The sequence below is a fragment of the Butyrivibrio sp. XPD2006 genome (assembly GCF_000420865.1).
Classification (GTDB): domain Bacteria; phylum Bacillota; class Clostridia; order Lachnospirales; family Lachnospiraceae; genus Butyrivibrio.
The window spans coordinates 66956-89898 of record NZ_ATVT01000011.1 but is presented as its reverse complement, the minus strand read 5'-3'; the positions used below and the strand labels follow the sequence as shown (position 1 = coordinate 89898).

Annotated in this window: 18 protein-coding genes and 1 tRNA gene; 2 read left to right on the top strand and 17 right to left on the bottom strand. The window is 45.4% G+C overall.

What is annotated here, in order from left to right; all coding sequences use genetic code 11:
* Positions 1 to 12: 12 nt before the first annotated feature.
* The 3 genes from G590_RS0112880 to G590_RS0112870 all read right to left on the bottom strand — a co-directional run bounded on the left by G590_RS0112880 (position 13) and on the right by G590_RS0112870 (position 3183).
* Positions 13 to 849, bottom strand: a complete 837-nt coding sequence (locus G590_RS0112880; RefSeq protein ID WP_022766081.1) for a carbohydrate ABC transporter permease — start codon at positions 847 to 849, stop codon at positions 13 to 15.
* The gene (locus tag G590_RS0112875) at positions 849 to 1748 is read right to left on the bottom strand and encodes a carbohydrate ABC transporter permease (protein WP_022766080.1); all 900 of its coding nucleotides are present in this window, start codon (positions 1746 to 1748) and stop codon (positions 849 to 851) included. Before G590_RS0112875 ends, G590_RS0112880 begins: the two co-directional genes overlap by 1 nt.
* Positions 1749 to 1827: 79 nt before the next feature.
* A complete protein-coding gene (locus G590_RS0112870; protein WP_022766079.1) occupies positions 1828 to 3183 on the bottom strand; it encodes an ABC transporter substrate-binding protein in 1356 nt (451 codons plus the stop codon).
* Between the two features lie 115 nt (positions 3184 to 3298).
* Between G590_RS0112870 and G590_RS20770 the strand changes: the two genes are divergently transcribed.
* Together G590_RS20770 and G590_RS0112860 are read left to right on the top strand one after the other, a co-directional pair.
* Entirely contained in the window at positions 3299 to 5050 is a 1752-nt protein-coding gene (locus tag G590_RS20770; protein ID WP_196802499.1) for a cache domain-containing sensor histidine kinase, read from the top strand.
* Entirely contained in the window at positions 5043 to 6599 is a 1557-nt protein-coding gene (locus tag G590_RS0112860; RefSeq protein WP_022766077.1) for a response regulator, read from the top strand. The genes G590_RS20770 and G590_RS0112860 overlap by 8 nt, the downstream gene beginning before the upstream one ends.
* A 16-nt stretch (positions 6600 to 6615) precedes the next feature.
* Here G590_RS0112860 and aat read toward each other — a convergent pair whose 3' ends face one another.
* The 14 genes from aat to G590_RS0112790 all read right to left on the bottom strand — a co-directional run bounded on the left by aat (position 6616) and on the right by G590_RS0112790 (position 22854).
* A complete protein-coding gene (aat, locus tag G590_RS0112855; protein ID WP_022766076.1) occupies positions 6616 to 7275 on the bottom strand; it encodes a leucyl/phenylalanyl-tRNA--protein transferase in 660 nt (219 codons plus the stop codon).
* A gap of 6 nt (positions 7276 to 7281) precedes the next feature.
* Complete coding sequence (locus tag G590_RS0112850; RefSeq protein ID WP_022766075.1) at positions 7282 to 9510, bottom strand: AAA family ATPase; 2229 nt, start codon at positions 9508 to 9510, stop codon at positions 7282 to 7284.
* A 1-nt stretch (position 9511) separates the two neighbouring features.
* Positions 9512 to 9811, bottom strand: a complete 300-nt coding sequence (locus tag G590_RS0112845) for an ATP-dependent Clp protease adaptor ClpS (protein ID WP_022766074.1) — start codon at positions 9809 to 9811, stop codon at positions 9512 to 9514.
* A 34-nt stretch (positions 9812 to 9845) separates the two neighbouring features.
* Positions 9846 to 10577: a DUF134 domain-containing protein gene (locus G590_RS0112840; RefSeq protein WP_022766073.1), complete on the bottom strand. Its 732-nt coding sequence runs from the start codon at positions 10575 to 10577 to the stop codon at positions 9846 to 9848.
* Between the two features lie 159 nt (positions 10578 to 10736).
* Positions 10737 to 12083, bottom strand: a complete 1347-nt coding sequence (locus tag G590_RS0112835; RefSeq protein ID WP_022766072.1) for an esterase/lipase family protein — start codon at positions 12081 to 12083, stop codon at positions 10737 to 10739.
* A 130-nt stretch (positions 12084 to 12213) separates the two neighbouring features.
* Entirely contained in the window at positions 12214 to 15684 is a 3471-nt protein-coding gene (locus tag G590_RS20765) for a starch-binding protein (protein ID WP_022766071.1), read from the bottom strand.
* Between the two features lie 182 nt (positions 15685 to 15866).
* Positions 15867 to 17129: a glycerate kinase type-2 family protein gene (locus tag G590_RS0112825; RefSeq protein ID WP_022766070.1), complete on the bottom strand. Its 1263-nt coding sequence runs from the start codon at positions 17127 to 17129 to the stop codon at positions 15867 to 15869.
* On the bottom strand, positions 17130 to 17621 hold the full coding sequence (locus tag G590_RS20760) for an N-acetyltransferase (protein WP_022766069.1): 492 nt from the start codon (positions 17619 to 17621) through the stop codon (positions 17130 to 17132).
* 4 nt (positions 17622 to 17625) lie between these two features.
* Entirely contained in the window at positions 17626 to 18531 is a 906-nt protein-coding gene (locus G590_RS0112815; RefSeq protein ID WP_022766068.1) for a patatin-like phospholipase family protein, read from the bottom strand.
* A 6-nt stretch (positions 18532 to 18537) separates the two neighbouring features.
* Positions 18538 to 19683: a tocopherol cyclase family protein gene (locus G590_RS21555; protein ID WP_022766067.1), complete on the bottom strand. Its 1146-nt coding sequence runs from the start codon at positions 19681 to 19683 to the stop codon at positions 18538 to 18540.
* A 76-nt stretch (positions 19684 to 19759) separates the two neighbouring features.
* Positions 19760 to 20080, bottom strand: a complete 321-nt coding sequence (locus tag G590_RS0112805) for an SCP2 sterol-binding domain-containing protein (RefSeq protein WP_022766066.1) — start codon at positions 20078 to 20080, stop codon at positions 19760 to 19762.
* Positions 20081 to 20150: 70 nt separating this feature from the next.
* A tRNA-Ala gene (locus G590_RS0112800) sits at positions 20151 to 20223 on the bottom strand.
* Between the two features lie 411 nt (positions 20224 to 20634).
* Positions 20635 to 21372 carry a GNAT family N-acetyltransferase gene (locus G590_RS0112795; RefSeq protein WP_022766065.1) on the bottom strand — a complete coding sequence of 246 codons (738 nt, stop codon included), beginning with the start codon at positions 21370 to 21372 and terminating at the stop codon, positions 20635 to 20637.
* A gap of 126 nt (positions 21373 to 21498) precedes the next feature.
* A complete protein-coding gene (locus G590_RS0112790) occupies positions 21499 to 22854 on the bottom strand; it encodes a hypothetical protein (RefSeq protein WP_022766064.1) in 1356 nt (451 codons plus the stop codon).
* Positions 22855 to 22943 lie beyond the last annotated feature (89 nt).

Here is a 22943-nt window from a genome sequence, read left to right as displayed (position 1 = left end):
GACCTCTTTTCATCATCCCTTTACAGCTCCGGCAGCAATTCCGTTTACGAACTGCTTCTGAAGCAGCATGAATACTACTATTAGCGGTAATGCACACAAAACACAGGACGCAAACAGCACATTCCACTGTGCCGGATTCTCTTTATCCCCAAGGAACTGTATCATGCCCACAGGAAGTGAATAGTGTGCCCTCTTGGATACAAAGACCATAGGGAAGAAATAATCGTTCCAGATCCAAAGTCCCTGCGTAATGACACAAGAAACGGTAGCAGGTTTAAGCAGCGGAAATACCACTTTGAAATATCTGGTCCACAGACTAGCACCCTCCATATACGCCACTTCTTCAATTTCAACCGGAACACCTTTCATAAATCCCGTAAAAAGAAATGTCGAAAACGGCAATGAACATGTAATAAACATGATCATCGGAGTAAATCTTGAATTCGGAATATTAAGCCTGCCAAAAACCTGAGCCACAGGCACAATTACCATCTGCGCCGGAATTACAAGTCCTGCAATAAAAAAATAATACAGGAAACGACTGCTCTTTCTCTTGATTCGTGCAATCGGGTACGAAGCCATAGTTGCAATGAGAACGATCACAATTACAGAGCCTGCAGTAGTGATCAGACTGTTAGCAAACTCAGTCATAAAGCCCATCTTGGTAAAGGCAGTGCGATAGCTCTCCATAGAAAATTCAATAAAGAGCTTCAACGGAGAGGTCATGTTCTCAGGCTTTCTAAAAGAGCTTGAAAGAACTATAACAAGAGGCGAAATGGATACCACGCTATATATGATGAGAAACAGATATGCGGCTATGGTACCTGCCTTTAATTTTCCATTCTTCATTACAGTTCCACCTCCCGTTTGTTCATAAATATCAGCATTCCTATGGTAATCGCAATAATGAGTACAAATGAAACAACGCTGTATGCACTTGCTTTACCCATCATCTGATTGTTGAACGCTGTCTGGAATATTACAAACATGAGGGTCTGTGTGGATTTTCCCGGACCTCCGTTTGTCATGATAAACGCATAGTCAAATGCCTTAAGACCACCAATAATGCTAAGTACTACATTTATAGTTATAGTCGCCGAGATAAGAGGAAGCTTGATCTTCCTGATCAGCTCCCACTCGGAAGCACCGTCTATCTTGCCTGCTTCAACAAGGCTCTCATCTATTGTCTGAAGGCCTGCAAGGTAGATTATCATAGTTGTTCCGACATTCTTCCATATATCAACTATGATTATTCCGTACAGAGCCCATTTGAAATTTCCAATCAGGTTAAAAGAGCTTCCGTCAAGCCCTATAGTGTCCATAACAGACGAGATCATGCCTGACCCCGGCATGTATACGTAAGACCAGATAAAGCCTACTACTATCGCACTGAACAGAGCCGGAATATAACATATTGTTCTGAAAAGACCTTTCGCCTTAATGCTCAGATTGAGAAGAAGCGCCAGGACAAGTCCAAGCACGTTAGTACACAATACATTTACTACCGTATATATCAGCGTATTCTTAGTGGCATTTACGAGGGAGCCGTCCTCAAGAATTCGCCTAAAGTTCTTTATCCCAACAAAATCATAGTTATAATCAATTCCATTAAAGTTTGTAACGCTGTAAAAGAACATCTGAAGAACCGGATAAACCCAGAAAACCAGAAACAACAAAAGCGCCGGCACAACGAATAAGTACATACGATCTGGCATGACCAAAGATGCGCCACGTAATTTTTTTCTCATTACTATCCTCTTTCCTTTTTAAAAAAGTGCCGTAAGAAGGAGATATACGGCACTTTTCAATATTTTTAATCAGATTTCATTACTGATCGAGCAATTCCTCAAGCTTGTTCTGCATTCCGTTTGTGATATCGGGAACTGTAGTGCCCTGTCCGCCGATCATGCTTCCGAACAATGCTTCCATCTCGTTCTCTGTTCCAGCAGGCCAAGCCTGATTGCACCAGTACCATGCTTTGCCCTGGTTGTAGAGACTCATGAACTCATCATACATAGGGTCGTTCTGGTCTGCGCCATATCCATAAGTGATAAGGACGTTTCCTGTGCTTGCAAATGCCTGGTATACAGGAGACTCACCGTCAAACCAGTAGTTGAGGATAGCTTTTACTTCATCAGGATGCTTGGTTCCTGAATATACTGCTGGTCCGCCGCCCGGAGCCATTGAAGCATATGTATCACCATTTACTGCCGGAAGAGGGAAATATCCTCTCTCGAAGTCAACAGCGCCTGCTGCGCAAAGAGCTGAAGCATTGAATGAGCCATCAAAGGTCATGGCAGCCTCTCCGTCAACAAACATCTGGATACTCTGTGCTGCACCAAGTCCAAGTGAAGAATCAATAACGTAGCCTTTTTCATAGAGTTCACCATACATTGAAAGAACCTTGTCCCATGTTCCCTCATCAGTGAAGTGTGTCTCACCTGTGCGGAGCTGGTCATCATAGTTTCCGTTCTGAGGATAGATCTCATTTGCTGCGATCTGATAAAGACCAAACTGCATTACATAGGCATCCTTATCTCCCATTACGATTGGCTGAATGCCTGCATTTTTAAGAACTTCACAGCAGTTGAGGAACTCATCCCATGTCTTGGGAACTGTCAGATTGTTGTCCTCAAACATCTTCTTATTGTAGTAAGTTCCGAGGATTGAAACGCCCTGTGCTACGCCGTATACCTTGCCGTCATAACTGAATGCTTCCTTGGCAGCATCGCCGGCCTTATCAAGGAACTCAAGATCTGAAACATCCAGAAGATATCCGGCCTTTGCAAGTTCAATTACAGAATTGGATCCTGCATATTTGGGCTGAACCAGAATAATGTCCGGACACTCACCTGATGCAAGCTTTGTCTTAAGAGCTGTATAATACTGATCATCCGGAAGTTTGGTGACTTCAAGGTCAATATTAGGGAACTTCTCTTTTACCAGTTTAGGAAGAACTTCTGTCTCAAAATCCCCCTCAGTAGCGACACCCGAAAACATCATTGTCAGAGTGATCTGCTCATCACTACTTGCATTATCCGGAGTATCAGCCTTTGCAGTTTCAGTAGTCTGCTGCGTTGCTGCTCCGCCATCAGAAGTTGCAGGTTCAGCGCTGCCACAGCCGGTGATAAGTGTTCCCAGCATGCTGCAGGCAAGTAACAGTGAAATCATTTTCTTTTTCATATCACACCTCCGTTCTTTTGTAGTTTCATATTATCATTTTGATAGTGTACATATTCGCAGACCTATAGTATACTTATTTTGGATTTTGAGTTCACTGCAATTATGGAGTATAAATATGAAACTACGGATGAGATTCTTTCTAATATATTTTCTATGTTCTCTGCTTATGCTATTTGGCGCTATGCAGTACTTTTTGTACAGATACACCCTCGTAAGTACCGAGAAAGCCAATCAGATGCTTGAAAACACAATGTACTCCGCCACAGCTCAGGTTGAAAACATGGTTGGCGCAATTACCAATGCCACATACCTCTTTCAGGCAAACGGCACAACTTCCGGAAGTATCATCGATGAACTGCAGAAATACAAAGATATGAACTATGACATGTCTTACTATGATCTTTATACCAGCAGACAGAACATCAAATACATCTGTCAGACACTCCTTATTTCCAATCCCAACATCAACGGTATTTTCGTTATACTTGCCAACAATCAGACCCTTGGTTGGAGCAACGGAATTGATTTTGACTATAAGTACAAACCGGCTGAGGATGACTGGTACAAAGAAACACTGGACCTTCACGGCCGTCTTTATATAAGTGATCTATCCAAAAAAGACTTCTTCCTTGGCGCAGGAGAATCAGTCTTTTTCGCAAAAGCACTTCATAATATATATACCAATGACTATCTGGGGACCGTACTTATAGACTGCTCTCCTGAAATATTTGATCTCAGTTCGGTAAATATGCTGCCTTCAGATATCTACATTTCTCTGACTGACGCGGATAACCCGGACAGTATCTACTACGCCAACACTGAAACTCCCATCGCAAAAGAGCTTTTTGAAGACGATCCGCTCTTTATATCAAAAGACATACTCAATGGCAATTTTACCATGAATGTAGCCATGAATCATGATTACTTCGCCGACAGCGTAAGCAGCGCAACCCGGCAAATGTACCTTGTAGCGCTGCTTATCATGGCTATTCTGGCGCTTGTGTACATACCGCTCTTAAACGGCGTTATCAAGCCAATCAGAAAGCTCACCAATCACATGCATGCCACCCACTTCAGGCAGCCTGCCAATATGCCCAGATACAGCAAGCGCAATGACGAGATAGGCCTGATGTACAGAGAATACGACGCAGTTGTTAAATCGCTTAATGAGTATATCCGTAAGGATTATCAGAACAAACTGGCCACCATGGATGCTCAGATGCGTGCTTTGGAAGCGCAGATTGACGCGCACTTCCTCTTTAACACTCTTGAGACTATCAACAGTATCGCTGAAATTGAGGAAGTTGAGCCTATCCAGACCATCTCTATGGCTCTGGCCAACATGTTCCGCTACAGCATCAAGACTCAAAGTGAACTGGTTCCGCTAAGAGATGAGATCAATCACATAAGAAATTACATATCCATACAGAATATACGCTACGACAACCGTTTTACCGTAGATATTCAGATTACGGAAGAGACGCTGAACGAACGTGTTCTAAAGCTCATCCTTCAGCCTGTTATTGAGAATTCTATCAACCATGGCTTTAAACGCTGTCAGATAAGGGGCAAGATACTTATTGAAGCATATACCGATGAATCAAACCTATACATTCGTATCTCGGATGACGGCGTCGGTATGAATGAAACTCAGCTCGAGAAACTGAAGAACCTTCTTAATTCCAAGCCCGCTGTTGAGGAACTTGGAAAAAGAGTTTATGAAAGCATCGGCATAAAGAACATCAATTCACGTATCCAGCTCTACTACGGAACCATGTACGGATTGGATGTAGACAGTGTAGAGAACGAAGGCACAACTGCGCTGATAACAGTACCTCGCAAACAGGAAAGGAAACAAAATGTATAGCTATATAGTAGTTGACGATGAACCACTTACCAGAAAGGGCACAATTAAAAAGCTCTCCTCTCTTGGGGATAAGATAACCTGTGTCGGAGAAGCCGAAAACGGCCTTGAAGGTCTCGATCTTATTGAAAAAGCTCATCCCGACATAATCATCACCGACATGAACATGCCCGAGCTTGACGGAACCATGTTCCTTATGGAGATCAGGAAAAGACTGCCTCTCATCCCCATCATTGTGATAAGCGGTTATAAGGATTTCGAGTATGCCCAGAGCGCCATCAAATCCAATGCCTGCAAGTACATCCTAAAGCCCTTTTCCAAAGAAGAAATTATCGGTGCTGTAAATGAGGCCATCGACTCCATAGAAAAAGAGCAGGCTCAGACTGACTATATAAGTAAAATCTCAGAGGAACATGAGAATATCAAGCTTCAGTACGATCTTGATGCCATGTCTTCTATAATCATGGGTTATCAGGTAGATGCAAAGGCCTTTTATTCTTTACGGGTCATGAATTTTCTAAGATCTAACGAATCCTATTATCTCATGCTCATTACTTCGGAATCGGTACTGCCAGAGTCAACTATAAATAATTTCATAACTGAGAACGAAATGAGTGATATGTGCATTCTGATACCTCAGCCAAACAACAATTGCCTGAACACGCTGATCTGTCGCATATCACAAGAGCTTCCCGGAGACGGCAAGCCCTTCATGAACAAGATTGCCTCATCCTTTATTCAGTATGTTGAGGAATTGCAGGGAGCTCTTTCTATCGGTATAAGTTCTGCACACACTTCACTCAATGACCTTAGAAGCGCATATCTCGAGGCCGGAGAAGCTCTTAATTCAATAACTATTGACACAGAGAATAATTTCTATTTCTACAGTCCCTTCCGCCCCGCCACATCGAGGCTGAACTGGCCTATGGAGGAGGAGTTCCTTTTCAGAGTAGAAAACGGAGAAACTGCGCCTGTCTTAAATCTTCTATACAACCTATTCGAGGAGATCCGTGCCATGGAAGGTGTAACCCTTGGAGATGCCAAGGAATACTGCACCTATCTTATAGGAGAGGGAAAAGATATATTAAGGAATGTCATGCCTATAAAGCAGAATGGTTCAGGCAACTCCAACTCTATTATGGAGACTATCTTCTCTTTTGCTGAGCTTAAGAAATTCATGACAATCTTTTTTACCAATATCCCAAATGCCATTTCTTCCCAGAAAAAAGAAGACAATGAGGATGTGATAGAGAAGATTAAAGACTATATAGACAAAAAATACTATAATCCGCTTAATCTGGACTTCATCGCAGGGCTCTTTTACATGAACCCAAGCTATATCAGCCATCTGTTCAAAACAAGAACCGGCGAGACCTTCAGCAATTATCTGACAGATGTACGAATCGCCAAAGCCAAGTATATACTCAAATCCACAGCAAAAAAGCCCTACCAGGTTGCTAAGCAGGTGGGCTATGACAATGAAAAATACTTTTTCCGAATTTTCAAAAAAGAAACCGGAATGACTCCGGAGGAATATAGAAAACTGGAGTGATTCCGGCATATGTATGTTATTTAGTTCCAGTTCCCTCTTTCACCAGTTCCATGTAATCCCTGTAACTGACGCTCTCTCCACCCATACTCTCAAGATGGTCCGTGTGAAACTGGCAATCTATCAGGAGATATCCGTTCTCATTCAAAATCTGCGCAAGTCCAATCAGCGCAATCTTGGAGCCATTCTCCATGTCCGAGTACATGCTCTCGCCAAAGAAACACCTGCCGAGGTTCACTCCGTAGAGTCCGCCGGCAAGTTCACCGTCGATATAGGCCTCAACACTCAGCGCAAGCCCATGAGAAGCAAGCTCTGCATAGGCTTTTTCCATATCAGTTGTTATCCATGTGCCTTCCTTGGTGTGAACTCTCTTTTCCCTGCATTTGTGCATGGTGTGGGAGAAATCCCAATTCAGCTCAACCTTTACCTCGTGCTTTCTCATGAATTTCTTCATGGAATGGGAAATGTGGATGTTCTCCGGCCTGATAATGTAGCGCTCTTTCGGGCACCACCACAGGATCGGCTCGCCCTCTGCATACCAGGGGAAGATCCCGTGAGAATATGCCAGCACAAGCCTCTCCACAGACAGATCTCCGCCTATGGCCAGAAGTCCGTCATCCCGGGCAAGTTCGGGTCTGGGAAAAGATATTTCTTTGTCATCAAGTTTGTAAACAGGCATTATGTATCACTTTCTTGCGACTTTTGAAGATTCAATGGTAAACTCTCTGTTTTTAGCTGAAAGCTTGATCTTTCCGCCATTTTTGAGCTTACCGAACAGAATCTCATCCACAAACAAAGGCTTCACGTCGTTTCTGATTATCCTGTCGATCTCTCGTGCGCCAAATTCCTGACTGACGCCCCTTTCTTTCAAAAGATCTTTTGCCTTCCTGTCGGCAGACAGAGTAATCTTCTTGGCAGAAAGCTGCTCCGAGAGCTCTTTTAACTTCTTATCAACAACTCTTGTGGCCATGTCATCATCCATGCTGTTAAAGACAACAACTTTATTGAGCCTGTTTCTGAACTCAGGCTGGAAGGTGTTCTTGACCGCCTCGGTGAGGACGCTCTCGTCCATGCTGGTGCTGATAAATCCGATTCCGCTCTTTCCCAGCCTGTTGGCGCCGGCGTTGGAAGTCATGATGATAATAACATTCCTGAAATCGGCCTTTCTGCCCTGGTTGTCAGTAAGTGTTGCGTAGTCCATCACCTGCAAAAGCACGTTGTAGATGTCTGCATGGGCCTTCTCGATCTCATCAAGAAGCAGTACACATGAAGGGTTCTTGCGAATAGCTTCAGTCAGAATTCCGCCTTCCTCGTATCCCACGTATCCTGCAGGAGATCCGATAAGCTTGGCAACTGCGTGTTTTTCGCCATACTCACTCATGTCGAAACGGATGAGCTTAACTCCGAGTTCATCCGAAAGTGTCCTTGCGATCTCAGTCTTGCCGACACCCGTAGGTCCCACAAACAAAAGGCTCGCAAGAGGCTTGCCATCCTCGATAAGACCTGCCTTTGAGAATTTCACGGCATTAACAACCTGGCTTATAGCCTCGTCCTGGCCGAAAATCTTAGTCTTAATGCGCTCTTCAAGGGTCTCAAGTCCCGCAGCGTCATCGGTATCCACTGTTTCAATGGGCACTCTGCAGACACCGGTCAGGATCTCGTTGATAACGTCCCTGCCCACGGTCTGTGTCTTTTGCTGAAGGGGATGGAGCTTCCTGTAAGAGCCGGCTTCGTCTATAAGGTCAATGGCCTTATCCGGCAAAAACCGCTCGTTTATATACTTGGCACTCATCTTAACGGCGTATTCCATGATGCCTTTCGCATATTTTACGCCGTGATACTTCTCATATTTGGATTTGAGGCCGTTTAAGATGGCCACAGTCTCTTCCTCAGTGGGTTCCTTGATTTCAACATTCTGGAACCTTCTCACCAGAGACTTGTTCTTTTCAAAATACTTCTTGTATTCCTCGAAGGTCGTAGCCCCGATGAACCTGATATGGCCATCGGTCAGATAGGGCTTTAGCATGTTTGATGCGTCAAAAGAGCCTTCTCCTACCGCACCAGCACCGGAGAGATTATGGATCTCGTCGATGTAGATTATGGGCTTCTCCTCTTTTCCGATCTCTGAGAGGACCTTCTTGAATCTCTTTTCAAAGTCGCCCCTGTACTGGGTTCCGGCCAGCATACCACCAAGGTCCAGGGAAAAGACCTTTGCGCCCTTAATAGCATCTGGAACATCGCCGGCTTTGAGGCGCTCCACAAGGCCGTAGGTTATCGCGGTCTTACCGACGCCGGTCTCTCCGATGTGAAGAGGATTGTTTTTATCTTTTCTGCAGAGGATCTGTATCGTGCGCTCAAGCTCTTTTTCACGCCCGATAAGCGGGTTGACGTCTTTTAACGTATCATTAAGACACGGGGCAAAGAGACTTATCCCGCCCTTGTCCTCCTTGGATTTGATGCTTCCGTCGATATCTTCGGAAATTGCCTCGTTTTCTGACTCTATGATCGCCATCTCCTGGAGCACATCGGCTTCAGTGATATCCTGCTGTTCCATGTAATAGACAGCGTAGCTGTTATCAAGGTTCCAAATGGCATGGACCAGGTGCCTTACATGGATCTGGTCGCAACCGCTGCTGTAAGCACTCTGCCCGGCAAAGCTTATGACAAAGTTGGTTCCGACAGAAAGCTCAGGCTGGCCATTCTCGGATTTATCAACATATTCCTTAATATATTTCCTGAGATTATTCTCCAGGATTCCCAGATCTCCGCCGCATTCTTTGAAAGCCTCTGCGAAGGTGGCGTCGTCAAGGATCATAAGAAGGACTATTTCGGGAGTCACAAATTCATAGTGATTCTCACCTGCAAATGCAACAGCTTTTTGGAAAACTGCAGAAGCTTCTCTTGAAAGATCCATATTATGCCTCCTCCACTGTCATTCTAAAGGGGAATCCCTCTTTTTTGGCTCTTGAAAGAGCATTGTTGACTCTGGTAACGGCGATATCATAGGGGTATCTCCCCACAACCGCCTGACCGTTTTTGTGAACGCCAAGCATGATGGCCTCAGCACTTACGGGATCCTTGTGAAAAATATCCACAAGAACAGAAACGACAAACTCCATGGTAGTGAAATCGTCGTTTAGCATGATCACGTTGTACTGCCGTGGTTCCTTAATCCTGCTGAATGTCTTTTCCTTAGTCTGGCTTCCTGTTGCCATGTCTTTTCCTGCCTCCTGTATTAAGGCGTATCAGTTAGTGATGATGGCATCCGCCGTGTCCGCAGGACTCTCCCTCTCCGTGCTCATGATCGTGGTGGTCACAGTTAGCTTCGCTGCTGGCTTCCAGAGTTCCTGCAATAAGAGCGTCAACTGCAGCGTCTGTGCTTCCGCTTACGCCTGCAAAAAGCCTGATTCCGGCTTCCTGAAGTGCACGCTGTGCTCCTCCGCCGATTCCGCCGCAGATAAGTGTGTCAACCTTGGCAATGTTGAGAATACCTGCAAGAGCTCCGCATCCCTCTCCGTTTGTTCCAAGAATCTGGGAATTAACAACCTTGCCATCTTCTATGTCATAAACCTTAAACTCTTCTGTTCTTCCAAAATGTCCGAAAACATTTCCTTTATCATATGTTACCGCTACTCTCATCATCTTGTCTCCTTTTTTCTTCATACTTACTTGTAATTTGTTTCTTTCTCTGTCAATTTCGATGTTGCCACCTGCTATGCGAAGTCTCTTTCCTTCAACAATAGCGCTGATCATCTTCTTCCTGGCGCTTTCGTACATGGCTGTCACTGTAGTTCTGGCAACACCCATTCTAACTGCACACGCCTCCTGATTAAGACCCTCATGGTCAAGAAGCCTTATGGTCTCGTACTCATCAAGAGAAAGCACGATGGTCTCCAGCTCCAGCGTATCCGCATCCTCAGGGATAAAGCTGTAATGGTCCGGGAAATTCCAGATTTTTCTGCACTTTGTAGCTCTTGGCATAATTATTCTCCATTAATCTAAATTGACATATGTCAGATTGAATATACAACTCATTCTGACATATGTCAATAATCTTGGCTTATACCGTTATCTCTTTTCCATTGGAGTATCTGGCTTCTCCTGTTGCTCTGTCGGTCAGAAAGACAGTCCTATACCGGATCAATACCCCTTCTGCTTTAATGAGCTCACGAGCTGTACATAGAATTCTCTGACATCAAAACCATCGAAATTCTCGCGGTTAAGGTCGATCATATCAGCGTGGGAAATACCTCTTTTGCCCATGGGCTCCAGGAATGTATAGTTGGGTCCCCACTGAAAAGATTTTTCCCCTACCAGACCATCGTTTCTGCCATCAAAATACTTAACAAGATGATATGAGAAGTTGAGCGGAAATCTGCCGTTTGTGGCTGTTCTCATGTACGATCCGATACTCTGGTAAAAGACCTTGTCAGAATCGGGAGTTATACTGTTGAACTTCTCACATGCTTCATGCGTAAGATCAGTTACAGCTTCAATAAAATCAGGGCTGGGATCTCCGAGTTTTGAAAGTGCCGCATTATAAGTTGCTGCTACTCTATCCTTGATACCCTGACCGATCTTGCCAAGCAGATAATCGGCAAATTCACATCCTCTGTGCGGTGTATTGACTGTTGTAAGGCTTGCTACCATATCTTCAACTCCATATCTGGCGATGGCAGCACGTGAATCCAGACCGCCCTTTGAATGTGCGATAATATTAACCTTCTGACAGCCGGTCTCAGCCACTATCTGCTTTATTCTTTCGGCGAGTTCAGCTCCGCATCTCTCTACAGAAGCGGCAGATTGCTGATTCCCGAAATAAACTGTCGATCCGTTCTGCCTTAGTTCATCTGTTATTCTTCCCCAGTAGTTAAGAAAAGCCGGCTTAAAATCTCTGAAGAACACGCCGTGTACCATTAACAGCGGGTACTTTGTCTTGCAAATCTGCGCACTATGTCTCTGCTCGTTAAGACCCATACGGTAGTTTTCAAAATATGCCTCTTTTTCAGCTGTTTTTATCATCCTCGGCACTATAAATAAAATGCAGGGCAAAAACCACGCAAGAAAGTAAGTAACAGCCTTATTGACAATTCCCACCTGGGTAGAATTTATGATAAGTCTGATAACTCCGTTAAAATATAGCACCGACATGGAAAGAATTATGATCAGCGCAGACAAAAGCCAAGGTCCCCAAAACCTCAGGGTGATGCCCGGAATATGGACAATAAGATAAGCAATCCATATCACGAAATTGATGATAGAAGCAACAAGATAAAACCTCAAAAGTTCAGCGCCCTTAAGACACTGCTTAAGTTTCCCGGTGCGCAGATTTTTCGCATCCGGGCGGGGAACAATATTTATAAGTAAAAAAAGCCCTCCTGCTACCAAATACGCAACAAAAGACTTCATTCTCCCGGGTAATAACATCCCCATGCAAGGAAATATTACAGATACAGCTATAGCAAAAAACCTATATACTTTTTTCATTTATGCCTTTACTCTCCTCCCTTAAAAAGGGACTACAAGCAAACAGATTCCTCTGCCAACTCCGTAGTCCCTGTTAAGGCAACATTATAACCCATTTCAAGGATTAGTAAAGCCTATTATTTCTTGTGTTTTACCAGAATAATCTCCTGAGAATGCTTGTAACTACCTTAACAACCGTCTTAACCACCTTGATAACCGGTACGATTATCTTAACGACAGGTGTCGGTACATAGGATGGTTTGTCAGGCTGTGATGGCTGTTCAGGCTCAGAAGGCTCTTCGGGAGTCTCAGGGTCTGTAGGGTCATCAGGCTCCACTACTTCGCCGGGTTCATCCGGATTTGTAGGATCTACAGGCTCTACTTCCTGGCCGGGATCGTCAGGATTTGTAGGATCGTCCGGATTCTCAGGATCTTCCAGCTCATTAACCTCGATGCCAAGGAACTCATAAACTGTGTCCTTACTCTCAAATCCATCAGTACTGCTTGTTGTGAAGAAGCTCTTTTCCACAGTTACATTCTTGTTGTCGGAGAGCTGCTCACCTGCGCCGTTGTTGTTGAAGATATAGGTAAGAGTACCTGTCTCAATGGCCTTTGTGGGAACTTCTACGCTGTACCAGTTTGTTCCTTCCTCACGCACCATGGTCTTGCCGGGCCATCCGCCGATGAGGTTGTTGTACTCACCGTTCTCGCCGCCATAGATGTAAAGAGCTACGTCCTGCCATGAATCCTCTTCAGTCTTCTCATTGTAGAAATAAACTGTTGTATAGGTAATATCCTCGCCTGTGGCAATCGCTGCCATAGCGTCCTTCTTGGAGCCGTACTTCTGGAAACCGATTCCGTTGTGAAGGAAGAATCTGTACTTCATGTCAGTGATCTTCATATCACTGGTCTGCTTGCCGTTATTGCCGTTGTTGAAGATTATGTTGAGATCTTCACTTGCGCCTGCAGGAAGAACGATCTTGTACCAGCCGTCCTCTTCCTGAGTCATCTCTGTACCGGGCCACTCGCCGAGGCTTGCTGCGCCCCAAGAGTATGCACATACCTGCTCCCAGCCCTGAGTATTGTAGAAGTATGCTGTTGTGAAGCTTCCTGACACTCCAACAGCCTCTTCAGCAGCCGCTTTGCTCGTATATCTGTCTACAACCAGCTGTCCGCTTGACTTCTCAGCATCAACCGCAAGATAAATGTCCTCGCTCTCAGGTGTTATACCTTCGATATTTACTGTCTGCTTGTCGCCACCGTTATTGAAGATAAGGTTAAAAGAGTCTATCTCACCCTTAACTTTAACGTCAGCGCGCCACCAGCCTTCACCTTCATTGGCTGCAGCTGTTCCGGGCCATCCGCCAAAGAGCTGTGTGCCGTCAGAAAGCCATCCGTATACATTTACGTTTGCCCAGCCTTCAGTTCCGAAGAAGTATACAGGATATGTAGCAATTCCAAGTGCTGCTTCTGCCTCTTCCTTGCTGAAATAGAGCTTATCGGATCCAAGGGTTGCAAAGGTTCCGCTTGCAGTATCAACCTTGTATGCCGGTGAAGCCTTGCTTCCGTCTGAATTCTCAAATGTGATCTCGAACTCATCGTCAAGTACTGTTGTCCAGTACCATCCGTCATTGTCGTTTACGGTAGAAAGTGTCTCTCCGTCTACTCTTCCGACAACATTATCCCAGTTCTCAGAATTGCAGAAAGAAACTACTGTGCCTGTTCCCTCCTGCTTGTCTGAGAGAACTGCTACAGATCTTGCATCAACACTTCCATAGATGATTCCGTCTTTTACAAGGAAGATATCTTCGCTTCCCTCAACCATGTTGGCATATGTTCCATCTTCAAGAACTGTCTCAGCGTTGATGGTAGTTCTGTTAAGGCCGCTGTTGATGATAACCGCGCCCTGTACATCTGCGCCTTTTCTCTCAACCATTACAGTTTGGATGTTGCCACCCGGATTTGTAATGTACTCATCAGCATCAAGCATCTGTCTGCGGAAAAGATTTACCGCCTTAACTTCAGGTGCCTTATAAATATCACTTCCTGCTTCTCCGATGAGGTTGTTACCATATGGATTCTCAGCTGAACTTCCATCAGGTCTTGAGAAAAACAGTGGTGTTCCGGCCTTTCTTGCACCGATAAATGACCATCCGAGGATAACCTGCTCGTCATTTATGGATTTCCAGCAGCTCTCGCTGTCATTCATATAGTTGTCGTGGGATTCTACCCATGTGATAAGCTTCTCATCGTCAGCATTATAAGTTCTGCCGCCAACTGTCTCATCATAGATCTGATAATCAGTGATCTTGTTTACGGAAAGATTTCCGCTTGCAAGAGCAGAACGAAGGCTTGAGCCATAGTTGCTGGCTGTTGTTCCGCCTATATATTCCTGATAGCCTGCAAGTCTGTCGCTTGATCCCTGAAGAACTTCACCGTATACAAAAAGCTCATCATAGCTCTTTGTGCCTACTTCACCGGAGTATTCGTTGAGGGCCTCTCTCATATTAGGATAGAATGTATTTCTATCAGAATCTGTGTAGTCTGAAGTAACCGGATCATCAGGAAGTGAGATATGCTTGGCTGTATCAATTCTGAATCCGTCTGCACCAAGATATACACAGTCCTTTAAGAATTCATAGAAGTACTCCTGGAAACCGATATTCTCTGTATCTACATCAGGAAGTCCACCCATAGCATAATATGTAAGCTCGAGTCTGTCTGAATATCCGCCGCCTGTCATACCTGTTGTATGATAGAGGGCATCACTTCCGCCGGCTGCTTCTATTAGATTTTCAGAAACATTGCCCATAGAAGGTGTTGTGTGATTAGGAAGGATATCTACGATAACCGCGATGCCGTATTCATCGGCAACATCACACATGTGCTTGAATTCATCTCTTGATCCAAGCTGATAGTTTCCGATAACCCAGTCTGTAGGCTGATAGTGGTAATACCACATTCCGTCAGGACCATGAAGGTTTCTGCCGGGATTGGTATCAAGACACTCATTTATCGGAGATGTCTGAACTGCAGTATATCCTGCATCTGCTATATCAGCCATGTTATCGGCAATTGTATTAAAGCTCCAGCAGAATGCCTGGAGAATTGCTCCGTCATGGATATTATCTCTGTTAACTGATGCGTTATCTGAATCCCTGTGATCGCGAGAAGCCAGATTTGTAGGCACATATGGAGCCTTCTCCTCCGCTGCGGTTATTGTGAATTCCTGTGTTTTTAACTCGGAAGTTACATCGGTATCCGATTCAGCCGCTGTATCTGCCGCTTCTGCCTCCACCTCTGTTTCAGCTTCTGTCTCCGCTTCAACCTCTACTTCTTCTTCCGTTTCTTCTTCTGCTTCTGTCTCTGTGTTAACTTCAGTTGTCTCTGAATTTACTTCTTCGTTTACTGCCCCATCTGTTTCAGGCGCAGTCTGATCTTCGACTTCACCCGTCGCAGTCAGTTCTTCAACTTCACTTGGCTCGGTAACCTCCAAAGCCGCCTCAACAGCCGGCTGCTCTGCCGCCAATGCAACAGTCGCACTTCCCAAAGAGCTCAAAGCTACCGACAAACCAAGCCCTGTAGCCATTAAGCTCCTACGCCACAACTTTACCTTTTTCATGGCACCTCCTAATTCAATTTAAGTCTTTTACCAGTATAGTTAATCGATTAACTCCCAACAATGATATTATATTTTTGGGCAACTAAAACTGTCAATTAGACATAAACTTCAAATCTTTTGAAGGTGCTTTATTAATTGTGCTTATGAAATGTGGTAAAATTGAATGATTTTTGGTTAACCGTTTACCTTATGTACAAAGCAGACATTTTCCACCCAATGAGCACCACTGAAAAATCATTGACATTTGTCCCTGTGGGGCCTGTCTTGATGAGGCCTCCGCACGCATCCAATATATGATAACAATCGTTATCCTCAAGCATCTGATTAAATCTTGCCAAAGAGATCCCGGCATCCGACAAACTCTTCATAGTATCTCCGTCGACGTATCCTCCGGCTGCATCGGTAGGACCATCTGTACCATCAGATCCGACGCTGAAAACAGCCACGTTGTCAAATCCGGCCAGCGCCTTTGCTGCACCACAGGCTATCTCTTGATTACGACCGCCAAGGCCGTTCCCCTTAAGGTGTACAACTGTCTCGCCGCCCAGGATGAATGCAGTTTTCTCGCCGTCACAAGCATGAGAAAATGCAATCTCTCCAAGCATTCTGCCAACTTCCCTTGCTTCTCCACCTGCTCTGTCCGTCAGGAACACGACCTGATATCCAAGACTCTCGCAGCACTTCCCGGCTGCTCTGCATAGCTCTTTTACACTGCCTATCACTACGTTAGCCGCGTTGCTTATTTCTTTGGGCGTCTCAACTTCAAGGCATGAAAGAGCCTTCTCAGAGAGACTGAGCCCATATTTCCGGACAATGTTTTTTGCCATCTCGCATGTACTACTATCCGGAACTGTCGGGCCTGAAGCTATCATATCCAGCGGATCTCCCACGATATCCGAGAGAATTATGCTGTAAATCTTCGCAGGAGCTACAATCTCTGCAAATCGCCCTCCCTTTACTCCTGAGAGTCTTTTCCTGATGGTGTTTATCTCATTTATATCCGCTCCGCAGGCAAGGAGCTGACTTGTTATATCCTGAAGCTCAGCCAGATCCACCAAAGGCTTCTCAAACAGCGCACTTCCGCCTCCTGACAAAAGAAACAGTACCGTATCTTCAGCACTGAGCCCGCCTGCCAGCTCCAGTACCTTCTCTGTGGCCTTGATACTGTTTTCATCAAGAACAGGATGTCCGGCCTCAAAGCACTCTATCCGCTCCAGCTCGCCCTTAACATGCCCATACTTGGTGATCACTATGCCCTTCTTATACGAAACATGCTCAGAAGCTGCCTTCGCCATGCTGTAAGCCGCCTTTCCGGCAGCAACAATATAGACATTTCCTGTTAGATCCGCATCCGTAAGCGCTCGCTCTACCGCCTCTTTAGGCATAACAGCGCCAATTGCCTGCTTTATGATCTTATCTGCATCGCTTCTTAGCTTATGGTTCATTTATTCCCCCAAATCCGCATAACTAATGAGTTCAATATTCGCATCAAACATCTTCTTTGGCAGTACTGCTCTGTAAAAAGACTGATAGACTTCCCACACAGTGCTCCGGTCTAAACTGCTCTTATCTAAGAAGCTTATTAAGATAAAAGGCACGCCAAAGCACCTGACTCTTACCCCCGTATCCACGCAATTGTTCCTTAAATAGAAAGAAATACGCCTCTCCTGAATCTCTTTTTCCTCAGAAGACTCTGCATAGAAGGGGTCTTCCACCTCTACGATCATAATCTCAGCATCGGTGATATATTCACTCAGCAGCTTAAGAATAGTGGCTCCTCTGCCCTTGTCTCTTTCTTCGGGATATACTGCAAGGTAATCTACAAGATATCTTTTCCCCTGTCTGACCAAAAAAGTATATCCTTTTTTGAAATCATGGACCATGCGCTCATTATAAAGAGAAGCGACCTGATCCTTATCAAGTGCTATCAGCTCCATGCCATCACCTCAGGTACTTGTTCAGTGCAAAAAGACTGCTCTTGGCGTCGTTGTAGCCAAGCCAGTACAAATGCCCCAGTTTGTTCATGTTGCTCTCAACACGCTTGACAGTTACGTGCTCGGAAGGCGCGATAACAAAGATCCTTCCCTCCTGTTCAAGCCTGTCTATCTCATCGCATTCCTTGTTGTAGTCTGTGCCCATGGCCATGAGCTTTTTGGCAAACTCCGGATTGTCCTTGTAGAAGCGCTCAGCGTAGGTCTTCGAGGACTCTTTCTTCCTGTAGCCCCTCTCTCTGGTCTTGATGACAACTATGTTCTCATAGCCCTGCTCAATGGCCCATTTGTAGGGAATATGGCAGCTGCAGCCACCGTCAAGGCATCTCTGACCGTCAACGCCCACCATCGGCGATACGTATGGCATTGACGCCGAGGCCTTAATTGCGCTTAAAATGTCTTTGCACTTGCCCTTCTCGAAATACACTGTCTTACCGGTATCACAGTCCGTAGCCACTGCCACGAATCTCCTTTGCGGATCGTAGAACGTGGTTTCATCGAGCTTTCCAAGCTTATCGTTCGGCCTGATAGCAAAATCAATATTCAAGGGGCTGTGGGCATGAAGCATAGCCTGAGCACCGATATAATCCGGATCGTGCCTGAACTCAAGGTTACACCTTGCAGATCTTCCAATCTGGCCGGAAGCATAATTAAGAGCCGCCATGGCTCCGGCGCTGACTCCGATCACGCACTCAAAGTTCAGGCCATTTTCCATAAGGAAATCCATAACGCCCTGATTGTACATGCCTCTGAATGCTCCGCCCTCGACAACAAGACAGCCCTTTGTGAGCTGCCCTCTTGCATGTCCGGTCGGTATTTTATCCAAATCTTTGTATACGTTTCGTCCGTGACTCATGCTGCCTTACTCTCCGTATTCTCCGTATTCACAGCCGATGTGGGTTGCTTCCACTTCGTCTACAAGTACCGTCTCATCGCCCTTTTTGTCATAGAGCTTTATCGTACCCCAGCCATTTCCGCCGTTCCAAAGATGGTTGTGGTTCTTCTGGCCGTCCGGTGATTCATAGTTGATAAAGAGCATGTCCTTCTTTAGACAATGAACCTCAGTTTCCATCACTGCCTTGATGTTTTCCTGCCTTACATGCCAGATAACTTCATCCTCTTTTTCCTCGAAGCTAAACTCAGTCTTCACGTGCAGGTGAAGCTTGGAGAAATTGAAGTCATACTCTTTTCCCTCGTAATAGAACACGCCCAGAAGTCTTCGATCCAACGGCACAAAATAGATCTTCGGCCTTCCGCCGCCAATATCGAACACGCTGTTCTTTAGCTGCTTGCCTGTCTTTTTACTGGCCAGACAGTTGGAAGAAAGCCACACCCAGGGGCTTGTAAAGTCTCTTCCCCAGTTTTTATCGGCGTATCCATAGCTCTTTTCCGGAGTAACGATGTACTTCCTTCCGTTAAACGTGATCGTTCCGCCATAGGCACTCTTCATGCCCTCTGCGTGCCAGTACATGGCAAAGGCCTCCGCATCCCTTAAGGGCTTACTTGCGCCGTAACCTACGTTGAAGGCGATCTGCTTGTCGATTACCAGGTCAAAAGAGATCTCGCCGGCATCGCTCATTCTCTCAGGAAAGGCAGCTGCAGCCTCTTTTGATACCACAATATGCCCTTTCAGGGCGGACTCGGATGCCAGGCAGTCGTCTGCCATTATCTTGTACGGCGCACTGCCGTGTATCTTAACGCCTTTCAGGGAAAAGAACCTGTGAAGCTGGCAAGCGTCTTCGCCCCAGGTCCCGGCTTTCACCATCAGATACGACGGGCGTTTTCCCTCTTTTTGATTCTTGGGAAGCTGTCCCAGCACGGGATCATCCTCCGCAAGCGCAGGATTACAGATAAAGAATTCAATAAAGAAAGGCTTATCCTCTCCTGTCAGCGCATCCTGTGCGGTAAATGAATGCCACCACCAGTCGTAGCCCTGATGCGCCAGCGGCCCGTGAAGCATGAATGCATCTCTTCTCTTGCTGTGTCTGTTGAATCTGTCTATTGCCATAATACGTACCCTCACTTATGAAAACACACATTGGAACTATATCGTTTTGTCCAATGTGTGCAAATATTTCAACTATTTATTTCTTGAGAAGCTTGGAGAACTCCAAAGCCTTACCAACATCTCCGTCTACCTTCAGCTTACCGATCGTGAATGCTGCGACAGGATCAAGCTTGCCACTGATCAGCTTGTTGAAATCATCGGATTTCATGGTAATCGCACAGTTTCTGTCGTGATAGTCATAAGGCTCTACATTTACTTTATGGTCCTTGACCTCAACGTAGAAGACTCCGGGATCACAGTCTGTGAGATTGATCTGAACTGCAAGGAAATCTACGCCCGATACATCGGCGGTTTCAGCCATTTTCCTGACTTTGGATAATACAGTTTCGAATTTCATTTGCACAATCCTCCTTTGTCTGCCAATGGAGCATACGGAACCGATGGCACTTTGCGCCTTGTCCTATAAATGGAGCATACGGGACTTGAACCCGTGACCCCCACACTGCCAGTGTGATGCGCTCCCAACTGCGCTAATGCCCCAACTCGTGATTATTTATATTATAGCACTAAAATGTGCATCGATATTAAGTCATTCTCCATATACAGGCAAAAGTGCCCTTTGGTGGTAAGGATTATTTTGCCAGAAAGCTTCGTTACGCAAATTTTCTACATATACGCTAAAAAGTACCCTCTGGGCGTAGAAAATATCTGAGCCTAAAATCTTTGTCCCTCATATTTTCTACCTATATGCTAAAAAGTGCCCTCTGGGCGTAGAATTTGCTGAAGCTGACTTTTTCATTTTCTCTCTATGTCATAAAAAGTACCCCGTGGGCGTAGAAAATCAGGCTGTCAAGATTTCGGACTCCTATATCTTTCTCTATATATGACAAAAAGTACCCTCTGGGTGTAGAAAATCAGCCAAATCAAGCCTCACACAGGCCTAGTGCAGCCTCAATTAGTGATCTTATCAGTCACAAGCTCCGCCCAGGCAGGCACGAATCCCGCTCCGAGCGCAACCTTTTGTGAAGCTATGTGCCCCATGGATGTCCCATAGTAAGGAAGATGTCCACTTTCAAGTATATCATTCTTAAGAAGTGCAACCAGTATCTTACCGATTCCAAGCCTTCTTCCGGCAGGCTCGACATTGATGCCGATCTGCCACATAAGCGGACTATCCAGGCTTGCTCCTGCCATTCCGAGAATGACGCCATCCTTGATCGCAGCAACACCGATTATATCAGGGGCTGTCTCGCAGTATGTAAATGCCTCGCAAAATCTGTCATCACCTCTAAACTGCTCAATCTCTTTTCCCCGATACCACTCAATATCGTAGCCTTTGGTATCGACTTCAGAGACAGTTTCTGAAATATAGAATGGATGCGCCATTCCAATCTGATAGCCATCCTGAGCAAAGCGCTCATTTAGCTTGCGAAGGTTCTTAACTTCCAGAAACCACTCCGAACCCGTTTCAGAATAGTTCTCCCTGCACCACTCTACAATATCTTTTCTCCCTGTAAAAAGAATCTTCCCGTTAACCAGAACAAGCTTAAGATAGCAGTCTTCCTTCTCATGATATCTACGTCTGCCCTCAATAAAACTGTGCTCGGTAAAATGATTCTTTTCATCAAGAACATCTTCCGGATTACAGCAATAATCTATAGCAAGCTGTCTGCATAATATGTCGTTCATTTCTTTGCCTCCTCATCTGTATTTCAATTTTACATTTTTTCAGGCGAAAACAAAACCGGAGCCAAGGCCTTCAAGCCCTTGGCTCCGACGTTTATTTATGAGTCAATCTGTAACGTCCCCGGTGACTTACCAGTCGTAATCCGAGTAGTCAAAATCGTACGTATCTCCGGGGTCGCTGTAGTCATAAATGTCTCCGGGATCACTGAAATCATACGTATCACCGGGATCACTGTAATACTCTATATCTCCCGCATAATAGTCGTCCACATAGTTGTCCGCATAGTCCCAGCCGGCATCGTTTGATTCGTAGTATTCGCCGTCATCATCGATGTAGCCGTCAGACCCGAAGCTGACAAATATATTCTCCACTCCGTTCCAATACCAGATGTCGCCGTCTGAATCTGTCCAGTAGTAGTCATCACCGTAATCGCCGGGATCAGAACCTGCGGGTTTTTTCTTCGGTTTTGAAGAGCTCTTTTTCGCACCGGCTGCCTTAGGTACGGGCTTGGGCGCTGTGTTCCAGCCGGTTGTATAGGAGCAGGTATCCATGATCTTTGAGGCAAAATACGATACAGTACCCAGCCTGTTCTCGGGCATGACTGAAACCGCCATCAACACATAGCCGCTTGGGCCATAATAGCGCAGCTCCATGACACCGCACATTTCCTTATCGATGTCCTCCTTAAATATCGTTCCGTTAAACCACATATAGCCTTTGATACTGTAATAGGTCCCTTTATCCTCAAAGGATGAGCCCACTGACTTAATGAGATAATCTCTGTAAAAAGTCTCGATCATGTTGTTGAGCATGTAGCTCATGGCATATTTTGCCAGCTCGGGCCCTCTCTGCAGAAACTCATCATAATCAGTAACAGGCTGGAATCTGATCATGATAGTGCTGTAAAAGTCATCTTCCAATATCCCCTTGATGGAATGATGAAAATCCAAAGCATGTGCGATGTCTGTCCTTGGCGTAGCTACCATCTCCTCCGGGAATCTGATTGTTACGCCTCCGAATTTGTCCCCCGGGAAGTTTATGGAATTAGCCATAGGATCGTCTACTGTAGGCATGAACAGCATCTTGTCAACACATGAAAGACTATCACCATCACCATCAACCAGTTTGCCGTCTCCGGAACTTTTAAGCCAGAACGGTTCATAGTTGGTATCATCATCCTTCAATGTGATCTGATCGCCCTCAGCGATAACATCACCCTGATTAGTCGCATCGCCGTATACTGTATACACCTGCCACCTGCTTTCACCGATATCTATATATAGCGGGTGTGTATCATATTTCCATATACCAACGTATTCGAAATCTGCATTTCCTTTGTTATCTACAGCTTCCTCAGCGCTTTCAGATGCCCCGTCTTCAGAAGTCTGTGCCGATTCACCGGTATCCGCCGCGCCTTCGCTGCCGCAGGCGCTTGCAACCAGCATAACCACCGTAAGTATTGCAACAATTGTCCGTTTCCTCATATCTCTCCCTCCATAAAAAGACCTGTCGCAGCACATTTACCCTGTTACATCGCCGAAATAAAGCCCACTTTTGCACAATTAATCATAAC

What these genes read in the sequence shown, in the direction of transcription:
- G590_RS0112880 (WP_022766081.1), bottom strand. Translation starts at nt 849, where the DNA reads ATGAAGAATGGAAAATTAAAGGCAGGTACCATAGCCGCATATCTGTTT.
- G590_RS0112875 (WP_022766080.1), bottom strand. Translation starts at nt 1,748, where the DNA reads ATGAGAAAAAAATTACGTGGCGCATCTTTGGTCATGCCAGATCGTATG.
- G590_RS0112870 (WP_022766079.1), bottom strand. Translation starts at nt 3,183, where the DNA reads ATGAAAAAGAAAATGATTTCACTGTTACTTGCCTGCAGCATGCTGGGA.
- G590_RS20770 (WP_196802499.1), top strand. Translation starts at nt 3,299, where the DNA reads ATGAAACTACGGATGAGATTCTTTCTAATATATTTTCTATGTTCTCTG.
- G590_RS0112860 (WP_022766077.1), top strand. Translation starts at nt 5,043, where the DNA reads ATGTATAGCTATATAGTAGTTGACGATGAACCACTTACCAGAAAGGGC.
- aat (WP_022766076.1), bottom strand. Translation starts at nt 7,275, where the DNA reads ATGCCTGTTTACAAACTTGATGACAAAGAAATATCTTTTCCCAGACCC.
- G590_RS0112850 (WP_022766075.1), bottom strand. Translation starts at nt 9,510, where the DNA reads ATGGATCTTTCAAGAGAAGCTTCTGCAGTTTTCCAAAAAGCTGTTGCA.
- G590_RS0112845 (WP_022766074.1), bottom strand. Translation starts at nt 9,811, where the DNA reads ATGGCAACAGGAAGCCAGACTAAGGAAAAGACATTCAGCAGGATTAAG.
- G590_RS0112840 (WP_022766073.1), bottom strand. Translation starts at nt 10,577, where the DNA reads ATGCCAAGAGCTACAAAGTGCAGAAAAATCTGGAATTTCCCGGACCAT.
- G590_RS0112835 (WP_022766072.1), bottom strand. Translation starts at nt 12,083, where the DNA reads ATGAAAAAAGTATATAGGTTTTTTGCTATAGCTGTATCTGTAATATTT.
- G590_RS20765 (WP_022766071.1), bottom strand. Translation starts at nt 15,684, where the DNA reads ATGAAAAAGGTAAAGTTGTGGCGTAGGAGCTTAATGGCTACAGGGCTT.
- G590_RS0112825 (WP_022766070.1), bottom strand. Translation starts at nt 17,129, where the DNA reads ATGAACCATAAGCTAAGAAGCGATGCAGATAAGATCATAAAGCAGGCA.
- G590_RS20760 (WP_022766069.1), bottom strand. Translation starts at nt 17,621, where the DNA reads ATGGAGCTGATAGCACTTGATAAGGATCAGGTCGCTTCTCTTTATAAT.
- G590_RS0112815 (WP_022766068.1), bottom strand. Translation starts at nt 18,531, where the DNA reads ATGAGTCACGGACGAAACGTATACAAAGATTTGGATAAAATACCGACC.
- G590_RS21555 (WP_022766067.1), bottom strand. Translation starts at nt 19,683, where the DNA reads ATGGCAATAGACAGATTCAACAGACACAGCAAGAGAAGAGATGCATTC.
- G590_RS0112805 (WP_022766066.1), bottom strand. Translation starts at nt 20,080, where the DNA reads ATGAAATTCGAAACTGTATTATCCAAAGTCAGGAAAATGGCTGAAACC.
- G590_RS0112795 (WP_022766065.1), bottom strand. Translation starts at nt 21,372, where the DNA reads ATGAACGACATATTATGCAGACAGCTTGCTATAGATTATTGCTGTAAT.
- G590_RS0112790 (WP_022766064.1), bottom strand. Translation starts at nt 22,854, where the DNA reads ATGAGGAAACGGACAATTGTTGCAATACTTACGGTGGTTATGCTGGTT.